The sequence below is a fragment of the Azospirillum sp. P4_B5 genome (assembly GCF_056402275.1).
Map to the genome: position 1 here is coordinate 50357 of NZ_JBFUHT010000004.1, position 12987 is coordinate 63343.

Annotated in this window: 11 protein-coding genes; 2 read left to right on the top strand and 9 right to left on the bottom strand. The window is 69.3% G+C overall.

Translation table 11 applies throughout. The features are described 5' to 3' along the window. Positions 1–5 precede the first annotated feature (5 nt). The 8 genes from AC1DVI_RS03945 to AC1DVI_RS03980 form a co-directional block, all read right to left on the bottom strand. Complete coding sequence (locus AC1DVI_RS03945) at positions 6–785, bottom strand: LamB/YcsF family protein (RefSeq protein WP_476956831.1); 780 nt, start codon at positions 783–785, stop codon at positions 6–8. Further along, entirely contained in the window at positions 782–1879 is a 1098-nt protein-coding gene (locus AC1DVI_RS03950) for a 5-oxoprolinase subunit C family protein (protein ID WP_476956832.1), read from the bottom strand. Before AC1DVI_RS03950 ends, AC1DVI_RS03945 begins: the two co-directional genes overlap by 4 nt. Then, positions 1876–2598 (bottom strand): 5-oxoprolinase subunit PxpB, encoded by a 723-nt coding sequence (gene pxpB, locus AC1DVI_RS03955; protein WP_476956833.1) that lies wholly within the window; start codon positions 2596–2598, stop codon positions 1876–1878. Before pxpB ends, AC1DVI_RS03950 begins: the two co-directional genes overlap by 4 nt. An 11-nt stretch (positions 2599–2609) precedes the next feature. After that, the gene (locus AC1DVI_RS03960; protein WP_476956834.1) at positions 2610–3911 is read right to left on the bottom strand and encodes a TRAP transporter large permease; all 1302 of its coding nucleotides are present in this window, start codon (positions 3909–3911) and stop codon (positions 2610–2612) included. Between the two features lie 3 nt (positions 3912–3914). Then, on the bottom strand, positions 3915–4424 hold the full coding sequence (locus AC1DVI_RS03965) for a TRAP transporter small permease (protein ID WP_476956835.1): 510 nt from the start codon (positions 4422–4424) through the stop codon (positions 3915–3917). Positions 4425–4583: 159 nt separating this feature from the next. Continuing rightward, complete coding sequence (locus AC1DVI_RS03970) at positions 4584–5570, bottom strand: TRAP transporter substrate-binding protein (RefSeq protein ID WP_476956836.1); 987 nt, start codon at positions 5568–5570, stop codon at positions 4584–4586. A gap of 1 nt (position 5571) precedes the next feature. Then, the gene (locus AC1DVI_RS03975; RefSeq protein ID WP_476956837.1) at positions 5572–6435 is read right to left on the bottom strand and encodes a putative hydro-lyase; all 864 of its coding nucleotides are present in this window, start codon (positions 6433–6435) and stop codon (positions 5572–5574) included. 43 nt (positions 6436–6478) lie between these two features. Beyond that, the gene (locus AC1DVI_RS03980; protein ID WP_449227496.1) at positions 6479–7441 is read right to left on the bottom strand and encodes a LysR family transcriptional regulator; all 963 of its coding nucleotides are present in this window, start codon (positions 7439–7441) and stop codon (positions 6479–6481) included. A 163-nt stretch (positions 7442–7604) separates the two neighbouring features. Here AC1DVI_RS03980 and AC1DVI_RS03985 point away from each other — a divergent pair, with 163 nt between their 5' ends. Together AC1DVI_RS03985 and AC1DVI_RS03990 are read left to right on the top strand one after the other, a co-directional pair. Next, entirely contained in the window at positions 7605–8789 is a 1185-nt protein-coding gene (locus tag AC1DVI_RS03985) for an efflux RND transporter periplasmic adaptor subunit (RefSeq protein WP_476956838.1), read from the top strand. Continuing rightward, on the top strand, positions 8786–11908 hold the full coding sequence (locus AC1DVI_RS03990) for an efflux RND transporter permease subunit (RefSeq protein WP_476956839.1): 3123 nt from the start codon (positions 8786–8788) through the stop codon (positions 11906–11908). Before AC1DVI_RS03985 ends, AC1DVI_RS03990 begins: the two co-directional genes overlap by 4 nt. Positions 11909–12057: 149 nt before the next feature. Here the strand turns inward: AC1DVI_RS03990 and AC1DVI_RS03995 are convergent, their stop codons facing one another. Further along, positions 12058–12948, bottom strand: a complete 891-nt coding sequence (locus tag AC1DVI_RS03995; protein WP_476956840.1) for a LysR substrate-binding domain-containing protein — start codon at positions 12946–12948, stop codon at positions 12058–12060. Positions 12949–12987 lie beyond the last annotated feature (39 nt).

Consider the following 12987-nt stretch of genomic DNA (forward strand, 5'->3'; position numbering starts at 1 on the left):
CTTTCCTAGAAGCGGTGCCGCAGTTCCGGCAGAGGAACGATGCGGACTCCCTTCGCCTCCAGCGTGCGGCGCAGGTTGCCGGCCATGGCGACCGCGCTCGGCTCGTCGCCATGGACGCAGACGGAATGGACGGTGCAGGGGATGCGGGTGCCGGTGACCGACAGGATCACGCCCTCCTCCAGCATGCGCAGAACGTTGGCGGCCGCCACGTCCGGGTCGTGGACCATCGCACCGGGCTGACCGCGCGGCACGAGGTTGCCGTTGTCGTCGTAGGCGCGGTCGGCGAAGACCTCCTCCGCCGTGGGCAGGCCCAGCGTCCGTCCGGCCCGCGCCATCTCTGAACCGGCGGTGGCGAGGTAGATCAGGCTGGGATCGACGCCCTTGATCGCCCGGCCGATCGCCAGGGCGAGCGACTCGTCGACCGCCGCCATGTTGTTCAGCGCGCCGTGCGCCTTCACATGGGTGACGGAACCGCCGGCGGTGGCGGCGATGCCCATCAGCGCGCCGATCTGGTAGGCGACCATCGCCTCGACCTCCGCCGCCGACATCCGCAAGGGGCGGCGCCCGAAGCCCTGGAGGTCGGGGTAGGAGGGGTGGGCGCCCAGGCTGACGCCCTTCGCAACCGCGTTCCGGACGGTCCGCGTCATCACCAGCGGATCACCGGCGTGGAAACCACAGGCGATGTTGGCGGAGGCGACAATGCCCAGCATCGAATCGTCATCGCCGATGTCGTAGGCGCCGAAGCCTTCGCCCAGGTCGGCGTTCAGGTTCACGGTGATGGTCATGGTGCCCTCCCGCACATCTGTTCTTGGTTCAGAATGTCGCCGTTGCCGTTGACGATGTCGACGACCCCGGACACCAGGTTTTCCGCGTAGAGCGCCTCCAGATCGACACCGCCCGCCGGGCGCACCGGACGGATGGCGCGGACCCAGGCCGCGATGGTCTGTTCCTGGCGCCGCCGGATGGCCTCCGCCTCTTCCACCGTGACGGCGCGGAAGCTGAGGCCGCCGCCGGGGCTCAGCCGGCCGACGCGGGGCAGGTCGGCGGAGATCACCGTGGCGATCTTGGCGTAGCCGCCCGCCGTCTGGTGGTCGTTCAGCAGAAGGATCGGCTGGCCGTTGCCCGGCACCTGGATCGAGCCGGTGACCAGCCCGTCCGACGGAATGTCCGCGGAGCCGGTGTGAGCCAGCGTCGGCCCGTCGAGCCGAAGGCCCATGCGGTCGGCGTCCTTGCCGACGCGGTAGCCGGCGGACAGGAACGTCTCCACCGCCTCCGCCGTGAAGCGGTCCTCCTGCGGGCCGAGCACCACCCGCACCGGCCCGCCGCCGTAATCCGGCGGCTCCGGCAACTCCACGTCGCTGCCCGGCGGGGCGTCGTTGCGGTGGAGCGGCAGGCGCGTTCCGTCGCCCAGCGGCTTGCCGCCGAGCGGTCCGATGCCGGCGCGCACGTAGGTGGACAGGCTGCCCAGGAACGGCTCCAGCGCGAAGCCGCCGGCCACCGCCAGATAGGCGACCGCCGCCCCGGTGACGGCGCCCAGCTTCAGCACGTCGCCGCGCGCCAGCGTGTGGCTGCGGTGCGGCTCCAGCGCCTGGGGCGGCTGCCCCTCGCGCTCCAAGCTCAGCGCCATCGGGCCGACGACGGCGACGCGCACGCCGTCGGCCTCCACCTTCAGCGCCGGGCCGAGCAGGGCGACCTCCACCCCCGCCATGCCCGCCGGATTGCCGACCAGAGCGTTGGCGAGGCGCAGGGCGATGGGGTCGAGCGCGCCGGCCACCGGCATGCCGAGTTCCTGATGGCCGAAGCGGCCAAGGTCCTGGATGGTGGCGAACAGCCCCGGCCGGACGACGGTGAGGCAGGGCGCAAGGGAGGGCGCGTTCATGGCGTGGCCCTCAGCGTGTCGGGATCGAAGCGGCCGGCGGCGGCCTCGGCCGACAGCGCGTCGAAGCGGGCGCGGTCCACCGCCTCGAATCGCACCCGGTCACCCGCGGCCAGCAGGACCGGGGCAGGGCGGGCGCCGTCGTAGAGCGGCACCGGGCAGCGCCCGATCAGGTGCCAACCGCCCGGGCTTTCCCACGGGTAGACGGTGGTCAGCCGCCCGGCGGTGGCGACGGAGCCCGCCGGCACGCGGACGCGCGGCTCGCTGCGCCGCGGCTTCTCCAGCTCCGCCGGCAGGTCGCCCATGTAGGCGAAGCCCGGCATGAAGCCCAGCATGTAGACGAAATACTCGGTCGATCCGTGCAGGGCGATCAGTTGCTCCGCCGTCAGGCCGAGCGACGCGGACAGCTCCGCAAGGTCCGGGCCGAGATCCGGGTCGTAACAGACGGGCAGGTGCCACAGGGCTCCTGCGGCCGGCGCCTCATCGGCGTGGGCCAGTTCCGCCTCGACGGCGGCCTGGACCTCCCGGCGGCTCGTCGCGATCGGGTCGTAGACGACCTGGAGCGAGCGGAAGGTCGGCACCGTCTCCACCAGACCCGGCGGCGCGGCGGCCTTCAACCGGGCGTGCAGGGCCATGACGCGGGCGTTGGTCGGGCGGTCGATGCCCTCCCCGAACTCCACGTTGAAGGCGGTGTCGCCCGCCGTGGTGAAACGGACGTCCATGATGCCGCTCCTCACCCGATCATCAGCGAGGGCAGCCACGTCACCATGCCCGGGAAGATCCAGAGCAGCGCCACCATCAGGATCATCAGCATGAAGAAGGGCAGGCTGGCCTTGCCGACCGCGAAGATGCTCTTGCCCGTCATCGATTGCAGGACGAACAGGTTGAAGCCCACCGGCGGGGTGATCTGAGCCATCTCCACCACGATGATGATGTAGATGCCGAACCACAGCAGGTCGATCCCGGCGTTCTGCACCATCGGCAGGATGACCGAGGTGGTTAGCACGACCATCGAAATGCCGTCCAGGAAGCAGCCCATGACGATGAAGAACAGCGTCAGCACGACCAGCAGCGACGCGGTGGAGAGCTGCATGGAGGTGATCCACTCCGCCAGCAGGCGCGGAATGCCGGTGTAGCCCATGGCGACGGTCAGGAAGGCCGCCCCCGCCAGGATGAAGCCGATCATGCAGGAGGTGTGCGCCGCTCCCAGGACGCTGTCGCGGAAGGTCGCCCAACTCATCGAGCCGGTCACCAGCGCCAGCACCAGCGATCCCAGAACGCCGATGCCCGCGGCCTCTGTCGGCGTGGCGATGCCCGCGTAGATGGAGCCGAGCACCCCGACGATCAGCAGCATGACGGGAATCAGCGACCCGGTGTCGCGGATCTTCTCCAGAAAGCTCTGGCGTGCCTCCCGCGGCGGCACACGGTCGGGATTCAGCAGGGACCAGCCGCCGACATAGAGCATGAACAGCCCGGTCAGCACGATGCCCGGAATGACGCCGGCGATGAACAGCCGGGCGATGGACACGTCCGCGGCCACACCATAGACGATCATGATGATCGAGGGTGGAATCAGCAGGCCCAGCGTGCCGGCGCCGGCCAGCGTGCCGACGATCATCATCGGGTCGTAGCCGCGCCGGGTCAGTTCCGGGATGGTCATCCGCCCGATGGTCGCGGCGGTCGCGGCCGAGGAGCCGGAGACGGCGGCGAAGATCGTGCAGCCGACGATGTTGACGTGCATCAGCCGTCCTGGCAGCCAGCCCGTCCATGGGGCCAGCCCCTTGAACATGTCGGACGAGATGCGCGTTCGGAACAGGATCTCGCCCATCCAGATGAACAGCGGCAGGGCAGTCAGGGTCCAGCTCGTGCTGGCGCCCCAGATGTTGGTCGCCATGACCATGCCGACGGGGCGTGTGGTGAACAGCGCCATGGCGACGAAGCCGACGCCGGCCAGCGCCAGGGCCACCCAGATGCCGGTCCCCAGCATCAGGAGCATCGTCACCACGACGACGATGGATGCGGTTGTCTGGTCCATGGGTCAGCCCTCGCTCTGCATGCCGGCGCTTTGGTAGGACGCCTCGCGCCCCTGGATCACCGCCAGCAGGTCGTCGAGGAAGGCGATCACCAGGATCACCAGCCCGACACCCATGGCGGCCTGCGGAATCCATAGCGGGATGGGCAGCACCCCCTGTCCCAGATCGCCGAAATCGTAGGAATCGTAGGTCATGCGCAGCCAGTACCACGCGAAATAGGCGCTGAGCGCGGTGCCGAAGCCGAGGCAGATCAGCTCCACGACACGGCGGGGTCCTCCGCGCAGCCGGTCGACCAGCACGCCGACGCGGATGTGTGCGCCGCGGCGCAGCGCCGGTCCCAGCATCAGGAAAAAGGAGGCGGCCATGCAGTAGCCGGCCAGCTCGTCAGCTCCCGGCACCATGCGGTTGGCCAGCCGGGCGAACACCTGGGACACGATCAGCACGGCGATCAGCACCAGGAACACCGCGCCCAGGACCTCGGCGGCGCGGTAAAGGAAGGTCAATGCGGTGCGCATGGCGCGACCACCTCCGGGTAGAGCGGGCGGGGGGTGTTTTTTGGTGGTGGGCGTATTGCCCCCACCCCGGCCCTCCCCCGCTAACGCAGGGGAGGGAGTTTAAATCCCCTCCCCCGCTCAGCGGGGGAGGGTTAGGGTGGGGGCCAGTGTCGCCGCCGCTTACTTCCGGAAGGCCGAAACGATCGCGTCGCCGTCGGCGCCGGCGGCCTTGGTCCATTCCTCGGTCATCGTCTTGCCGATGGCGGCGAAGCCGTCCTTGATCGCCGGAGACGGGGTCAGCACCTTCATGCCGTTGCCGGACAGGGTCTGGTTCAGCTCCGCCGTCTTCTTCTCCCACTCGGTCCAGCCGGTGGCCTCGGCCTTGGCGGCGGCCTGCTCGACGGCCTTCTTCGTGGCGTCGTCCAGGCCCTTCCAGACCTCGGTGCTGACGAACACCATGTTGCGCGGCAGCCAGGCCTGCACGTCGTAATAGACGTTCACGAAGTCCCACGCCTTGGTGTCAACGCCGGTGGCGGCGGAGGTCATCATGGCGGTGACGATGCCGGTGCCGAAGGCCTGCGACACCTCGGCGGCCTCGATCTTGGTCGGCACGGCGCCGGCCAGCTCGGCGATGCGGGTGGTCGCCGGGTTGTAGGCGCGGAACTTCTGCCCCTTCAGGTCGGCGACGGAGGCGATCTCCTGCTTCACGTAGAGGCCCTGCGGCGGCCACGGAATCGAGTAGAGGAGCTTGAGGCGCTGACGCTCCAGCTTCTTCTCCAGGTACGGCTTGGACACCTCGTAGAGCTTTTTCGAGGCGGCGAAGTCGGTCGCCAGGAAGGGCACGGAATCGAGGCCGTAGAGCGGATCCTCATTCGCCCAGGAGCTGATGAGCACCTCGCCGATCTGGGCCTGGCCGGACTGGACGGCGCGCTTGATCTCCGGATGCTTGACCAGCGAGCCGTTGGAATGGACGGTGATCTGGATCTTGCCGTTGGTCGCCGCCTTCACGTCCTCGGCGAACTGGCGCACCGTGATGGTGTGCAGGTTCGTGTCGGGGTAGGGGGTCGGCATGTCCCAGGTCTCGGCGAAGGCCGCGACCGGGGTGGCGCAGAGGCCGATGCCGAAGGCGGCGGCGGCGAGGCGGGTCCGCAGGGTGATCGCGGTCATGTCATGAAGCTCCCTGTTCTTGTCTGAAAAGTTGCGCGACCGAAGGGGACACGCCCTCCAGCTCGGCGTTCAGCCGGTCGGTGACCAGCATGTGGCCGGGGCTGTGGGCGATGGCGAAGGGCAAGCGGGCGGCGGCGAGCGCCACCTGGGGAGTGACGCCGCAGGCCCAGAAGACGGGGACCTCGCCGGGGGCGAGCGGAACGGCGTCGCCGAACTCCGGCCGCGACAGGTCGCGGATGCCGAGCGCCGCCGGGTCGCCGATGTGGACCGGCGCGCCGTGGACGGCGGCGTAGCGCCCGGTCACCGCGGCAGCGCGCTCGGCCTGCACGGGCGTCATCGGGCGCATCGACACCACCATCCGGCCGGCGAAGGGTGGGACGGCCACGCAGTCCCGGTCGGTCACGTACATCGGCACGTTGCAGCCGCGCTCGATGTGGCGGACGGGCAGGCCGGCGGCGAGCAGTGCCTCTTCGAAGGAGAAGGAGCAGCCGATGGCGAAGGCGACCAGATCGCCCCGCCAGACGGACAGCAGATCCTCCGGCTCCTCCGTCAGCAGGCCGTCGCGGTAGACGCGGTAGCGCGGGAAGTCGGTGCGCAGGTCGAGGTCCGCGCCAAGCTCCGCAAAGCGGTGATCGCCCGGCTGCGACACGGCGAGCAGCGGGCAGGGCACCGGGTTGGAGCGGCAGAAGCGCTCGAAGGCGGAGGCGACCTCGGCGGGAACGATGGCGAGGTTCGCCTGCACATGGCCCGGCGCCAGTCCGGCGGTGGGCCCGCGATGCTCTCCCCGGCGGATCGCCAGACGCGCCAGCAGGGCGGCAGACGGGTTGCCGGGCGGAAACGGGGTGCTTGGGGTCACGGACTGCATGGCGGGCAAAACCTCGGTGACCGAACTGTTGTGTCCTAAAGGTTCACGCATCCGTCCGATCCGTCAAATTTTCATTTTGGATCGTTTGCGATAAACGGCGTTTATCAGTCGGCGCCCCGTGCCGTTGTGCCCGCACGATTTCCAACGCCATGTCCGCCACGATGGGCACCAGCGGGTTGTCGCTGTCCACCGGGTGGCAGATGGTGAAGTCGAGATCGGGCAGCGGGTCCTCCGCCGGGATCAGCCGCAGCAGCCCTTCCGCCAGTTCGCGCTCGATCACCGCGGGCGGGATGGCACTGATGCCGATGCCGTCCAGGGTCATCCGCACGATGCTGGCGAGCGAGCTGTTGCCGTAGAAGCGCAGCGGCGGCAGGCCGGGCCGCTTGAACATCTGCTGGATGGCCACCGACGGCTTGGTCTGGCGGGAGAAGGTGATGACCGGGTAGCGCGCCAGATCAGCCAGCCCGAGCCGCCCGGCGGGCAGGTCGAGCGAGGGGCTGGCCACCCAGGCCATGGAGTAGCTGCTCAGCGCCTCGTTGCGCATGTCCGGCTCGGCCACCGGTCCCAGCATGAAGGCGATGTCGAGGTCGTGCGCCAGCAGCCCGTTGCGCAGATGGATGGAGGTGTCGACCTCGATCTCCAGGCTGACCAGGGGGAACCGGTTGTGCAGCCGTTCGATCAGGCGGCTCAGCCACGTGTGCACGATGGTTTCCGCCACCCCCAGCCGGATCAGCCCGCGCAGGGTCGTCGATTCGGCCACCGCATGCACCAGCTCGGCCTGAAGCGTCAGCATCCGCTCGGCATGGTCGAGCAGCTCCATGCCCTTCAACGTCAGCGTGACCCGCCGCGTGCCGCGGTTGAACAGCTGGACGCCCAGCTCCTTTTCCAGCTGGGCGATGCGGGCGGAGATGGCCGGTTGGGTGGTGTTCAGCCGTCCCGCCGCGGCTCGGAAGCCGCCCAAACGGGCGATCCATACGAAGGCTTCCAGGTTCTTCAGGTCCAGCATCGCCGAATCGCCCCGCATCCCATAGCCGTTGTTACAGTCTGTTACCAAATGGCTGTAGGATGGACATTAACCTGCAAAGCCTCACCTGCGATAATGGGCCGCATTGCCTTATGGCAAGATGGCGCGCTCCGGCCGGACCGGGCAGCCCCACCGGGAGTTCGATGTGACGAAACGCATAGCGCTGTTTGCGCTCCTGCTGGCCGCGCTGATCGGCGGCGGCTATTGGTACACGCACCGGGCGGGCGGGGCCGACGCGCAGACGGCGAAGGCCGCCGCCCCGGCGGGACCGCGCGCCCTTCCGGTGGTCATCCAGACGGTCGAGAAGCGCGCGGTGCCGGAGCGGCTGGGCACCATCGGCTCGGTCCAGCCGGTGGCCGCCATCGCCATCAAGGCGCGTGTCGATTCGGTGGTCGAGACGGTCCATTTCACCGAGGGGCAGGAGGTGAAGGCGGGCGACCTGCTGTTCACCCTCGACTCCCGCGCGCTGGAGGCGCAGCTCCGGCAGGCGCAGGCCAATCTGGAACGCGACCGTGCCAATCTCGACAAGGCGCGTGGCGACGTGAAGCGTTACGAGCAGCTCGTCCGCTCCAACACCGTCGCCCGCCAGCAGTACGACGCCGCGGTGGCCGCCGCCGACGCGCTGGAGGCCACGGTGAAGGCCGGGCAGGCGGCCATCGAGGCGGCCAAGGTCTCGCTCAGCTTCACCCGCATCGCCGCCCCCATGGACGGGCGCACCGGCGCGGTGAACGCCAAGCCCGGCACGATGGTGCGGGCGGCGGACGCCACGCCGCTGGTCACGCTGACCCAGCTCCGCCCGATCACCGTCGCCTTCAACGTGCCGGAGCGCCACCTGCCGGCCATCCGCGCGGCGATGGAGACGAGCACGCTGTCGGTCACGGCCGGTATCCCCGGCGCCGCCGTCCCGCCCGCCGAGGGCGTTCTGAATTTCTTGGACAGCCAAGTCGACCAGCAGACCGGCACGATCCTAGTGAAGGGCCAGTTCACCAACGCCGACACCCGGCTGTGGCCCGGCCAGTTCGTGGACGTGGTCCTGACCCTGCGGGTCGAGCCGCAGGCCCTGACCCTGCCGCAGGAAGCGGTGCAGACCGGCCAGCAGGGCCGCTTCGTCTATGTGGTCAAGGCCGACGACACGGTGGAAATCCGCAACGTCACCGTGGCGCGCAGCCAGGAGGGCATCGCCGTCATCGCCGACGGGGTGCAGGCCGGTGAGCGCGTGGTGGTCGACGGCCAGTCCCGCCTGTATCCCGGCGCCAAGGTCGCCGCCGCCAAGAACGGCGGCAAGGAGGGCGTCAACGGCAAGGCTCCGCTCACCGGAGGCGCGTCATGACCCTCTCGGAGCTGTGCATCCGCCGTCCGGTGATGACCATCCTGCTGACGGCGGCGCTGGTTCTGGGGGGCCTCGCCGCCTACCGCCAATTGCCCGTCGCGGCGCTGCCGCGGGTGGATTTCCCGGTCATCAACGTCTCCGCCACGCTGCCCGGCGCCAGCCCGGAGACCATGGCGGCCTCCGTCGCCAGCCCGCTGGAGCGCGAATTCTCGACGATCGCCGGCATCGACACGATCACCTCGACGTCGAGCCTCGGCAACACCTCGATCACCATCCAGTTCGTTCTGGAACGCGACATCGACGCCGCCGCGCAGGACGTGCAGGCGGCCATCGCCCGCACCCAGCGCCGCCTGCCGGCGGAGATGACCACCGCGCCCAGCTACCGCAAGGTGAACCCGGCCGACCAGCCGGTCCTGATGCTGGCCCTCTCGTCGCCGACGCTGACGCTGTCGGCGCTGAACGACTTCGCGGAAACCGCGGTCCAGCCCAAGGTCGCCACCCTGCCGGGCGTCGCCCAGGTGCAGATCTACGGCGCCCAGAAATACGCCGTGCGCGTCCAGGTCGACCCCAACGCGCTGGCCGTGCGCGGCATCGGCATCGACGAGCTTCAGAAGGCGCTGGCCGCCGCCAACGCCAACACCCCGGTCGGCACGCTGTCCGGCGCCCGCCAGCAACTCGTCCTCGCCGCCAACCCGCAGCTTCCCGACGCCGACGCCTTCCGCGGCCTGATCGTCGCCTACCGCAACGGCGCCCCGGTCCGGCTGGGCGACGTGGCGAACGTCCTCGACAGCGTCGAGAATGCCCGCACGGCGAGCTGGCACAACGGCACCCGCGCCATCGTGATGGCGGTGCAGCGCCAGCCCGACGCCAACACGGTGGACGTGGTCGACCGGGTGCGCAACCTGCTGCCCACCTTCCGCGCGCAGCTTCCGCCCAGCGCCAAGGTGGAGGTGGTGAACGACCGCTCCACCTCGATCCGCGAGGCGGTGGAGGACGTGCAGTTTACGCTGGGCCTGACCATCGCGCTGGTCGTGCTGGTCATCTTCCTGTTCCTGCGCCGCCTGACGGCGACGATGATCCCGGCGCTGACCGTTCCGATCTCGCTGATCGCGACGGCGGGCGGGATGCATCTGATGGGCTTCTCCATCGACAACATCTCGCTGATGGCGCTGACGCTGGCGGTCGGCCTCGTCGTGGACGACGCCATCGTGATGATGGAGAACATCGTCCGCTACGTCGAAGAGGGGATGCAGCCCTTCGAGGCGGCGCTCAAAGGCTCGCGGGAGATCGGCTTCACCATCATTTCCATCACCGTGTCGCTGGTGGCCGTCTTCATCCCGATCCTGCTGATGGGCGGGGTGGTCGGGCGCGTCTTCCACGAATTCGCTCTGGTGGTGACCATGGCGATCAGCGCCTCGGCCTTCGTGGCGCTGACGCTGACGCCGATGATGTGCGCGCGCATGCTGACGCACGAGCCGCATGGCGCCAAGGAGGGCTGGTTCGGGCGCATCCTGGAGGGCGGCTTCTCCGCGCTGCACCGCGGCTACGCGGTGACCCTGCGGCTGGCGCTGAAGCACCGCCCGGTGATGGGCCTCGTCATGATCGCGACGGTGGTCGGCTCCGCCCTGCTGTTCCAGGCGATCCCCAAGGGCTTCTTCCCGACGGAGGACATCGGCCAGATCACCGTCTCGACGGAGGCCGCACCCGACATCTCCTTCCCGGCCATGGCCGAGCGGCAGCAGGAGGTGGCGCGGATCATCCAGGCCCATCCGGCGGTTGCCAACATGACCTCGTCGGTCGCCATCGGCGGCAATTCGGTCAACACCGGCCGGATGTTCGTCGTGTTGAAGCCGCGCGCCGAGCGGCCGCCGGCGGGCGAGGTGATCCAGCAGCTCCGCCGCCAACTCGCCGGCATTCCCGGCATGGCCGTCTACATGCAGCCGGTGCAGAATCTGCGCATCGGCGGCCGCTCGTCCAAGAACGAGTTCCAGTACACGATTCAGGGACTGAACACGGAAGAACTGTACGCCTGGTCGGGACGGCTGGAGCGGGCGATGAACGGCATCCCGATCCTTCAGGACGTGACCAGCGACCTCCAGCTCAACAGCCCGCAGGCCTATGTGCATGTGGACCGGGAAAAGGCGGCGACGCTGGGCATTGGCGTCGATCAGGTGCGCTCGACCCTCTACAGCGCCTTCGGCCAGCGGCAGGTTTCCACCATCTACACGCCGACCAACGACTATCAGGTGCTGATCGAGCTGGCGCCGAAGTACCAGCAGGACGACAACGCCCTGTCGCGCATCTATGTGCGTTCCGGCTCCGGCAAGCTGGTGCCGCTGGACGCCTTCGCCAGCGTGCAGCGCACCGCCGGGCCGCTGACGGTCAACCATCAGGGCCAGCTTCCCGCCGTCACCCTGTCCTTCAACGTGGCGCCCGGCCATTCGCTGGGCGAGGCGGTGAACGCCGTCCGGCAGGCGGAGATGGAGATGGCCCTGCCGCCGGGCATCACCACCGGCTTCGCCGGCACCGCCCAGGTCTTCGAGGACGCGCAGAAGAGCCAGGGGCTGCTTCTGCTGGCGGCGGTTCTGGTGATCTACATTGTGCTCGGCGTGCTGTATGAGAGCTTCATCCACCCGCTGACCATCCTGTCCGGCCTGCCGTCCGCGGCCATCGGGGCGCTGGCGACGCTGATGGTGTTCGGGCAGGAGCTGAGTGTAATCGCGATCATCGGCATCCTGATGCTGATCGGCATCGTGAAGAAGAACGCGATCATGATGATCGACTTCGCCATCGACGCGCAGCGCAACCAGGGCATGACCGCGCGCGAGGCGATCGAGCAGGCCTGCCTGCTGCGCTTCCGCCCGATCATGATGACGACCATGGCGGCGATCATGGGCACCCTGCCCATCGCCGTCGCCCATGGCGCCGCCGCGGAACTGCGCCAGCCCCTGGGTCTTGCCGTGGTCGGCGGCCTGTGCGTGTCGCAGATCCTGACGCTCTACATCACGCCGGTGCTGTTCCTCTACATGGAGGACGCCGGCAACGCCGTCTCCCGCCTGTGGAAACGCCGTGGCGGTGTCGCCCCGGAGGCGCCACACCCGGTGCCGGGCGCGGAGTAGGGAATGCCGCCCGACGCCTCGGAGCGATTCCCCCTCTCCCCTCCGGGGGAGAGGGTTAGGGTGAGGGGGGTGCGCGTGTGCCGAACCTCCCACCATGCGCAACCCCCTCACCGGCCCTGCGGGCCACCCTCTCCCCGGAGGGGAGAGGGCTAGTTTGCGCCGCCGGCAAGCCGCGTCACCAGCTCGCGGCTGTGGCTGGGCAGCGCGTCGAGGCTGCGCACGCAGACGAGCAGCGAGCGGACCGCCCAGGGATCGGTGAGGCGCACCGCGCGGATTTTCGTGAAGCGGCGGCAGCGCTTCGCCGAGGCTTCCGGGACGATGCCGAGTCCCACCCCCTGCTCGACCATCCGGCAAATCCCGTCGAAGCCGCGTACGCGCACGCGCAGCTTCAGCGGGTGTCCGGCGCGGATGGCGTGCTCGTTGATGTGCTGCTGAAGGGCGTTGCGCGCCGCCAGCCCGACGAAATCCTCTTCCAGGATCTCGCGCAAGGCGACGCTGCGGCGGTTCGCCAGCGGGTGGCCATGCGGCGTGACCAGCACCATGCGGTCGGTGCGGAAGGGAAAGACCTCCAGCCCCGACAGGTCGGCGTGATCGGACACCACCCCGGCGTCGGCCAGCCCCTCCGCCACCGCCCGCACGATCTCGTGGCTGGGCTTCTCCTCCAGGTCGATGTCGATGTTGGGGTGGGCGGCGAGGAAAGGCGCCAGGGCCTCGGGCAGGAATTCGGCCAGGGCGGCGGTGTTGGACAGCAGCCGTACATGCCCCTTCAATCCCTTGGCGTAGTCGCCCAACTCGCCCCGCATCCGCTCGACTTGCTGGAGAAGGAGGCGGGCGTGGTGGACCAGCGCCTGTCCCGCCGGGGTCGGGCTGACGCCGCGCCGCCCACGCTCCAGCAGCGGCACACCGAGCGTCTCCTCCATCCCGCGGATGCGCGCGCTCGCCGAGGCGAGGGCGAGATGCGTCCGCTCCGCGCCGTGGGTGATGCTTTCCGCCTCCGCCACGTTCAGGAACAGGCGCAGATCGGTCAGGTCGAAGCGCATGGGCGGACTCTCCGGCAAGGCATCAGCCTTCGTCTGCTC

Bases quoted from the DNA above. Each gene is read 5' to 3' on its own strand.
- AC1DVI_RS03950 (WP_476956832.1), bottom strand. From the start codon at position 1,879: ATGAACGCGCCCTCCCTTGCGCCCTGCCTCACCGTCGTCCGGCCGGGG.
- AC1DVI_RS03995 (WP_476956840.1), bottom strand. From the start codon at position 12,948: ATGCGCTTCGACCTGACCGATCTGCGCCTGTTCCTGAACGTGGCGGAG.
- AC1DVI_RS03970 (WP_476956836.1), bottom strand. From the start codon at position 5,570: ATGACCGCGATCACCCTGCGGACCCGCCTCGCCGCCGCCGCCTTCGGC.
- AC1DVI_RS03945 (WP_476956831.1), bottom strand. From the start codon at position 785: ATGACCATCACCGTGAACCTGAACGCCGACCTGGGCGAAGGCTTCGGC.
- AC1DVI_RS03980 (WP_449227496.1), bottom strand. From the start codon at position 7,441: ATGCTGGACCTGAAGAACCTGGAAGCCTTCGTATGGATCGCCCGTTTG.
- AC1DVI_RS03960 (WP_476956834.1), bottom strand. From the start codon at position 3,911: ATGGACCAGACAACCGCATCCATCGTCGTCGTGGTGACGATGCTCCTG.
- pxpB (WP_476956833.1), bottom strand. From the start codon at position 2,598: ATGGACGTCCGTTTCACCACGGCGGGCGACACCGCCTTCAACGTGGAG.
- AC1DVI_RS03975 (WP_476956837.1), bottom strand. From the start codon at position 6,435: ATGCAGTCCGTGACCCCAAGCACCCCGTTTCCGCCCGGCAACCCGTCT.
- AC1DVI_RS03965 (WP_476956835.1), bottom strand. From the start codon at position 4,424: ATGCGCACCGCATTGACCTTCCTTTACCGCGCCGCCGAGGTCCTGGGC.
- AC1DVI_RS03990 (WP_476956839.1), top strand. From the start codon at position 8,786: ATGACCCTCTCGGAGCTGTGCATCCGCCGTCCGGTGATGACCATCCTG.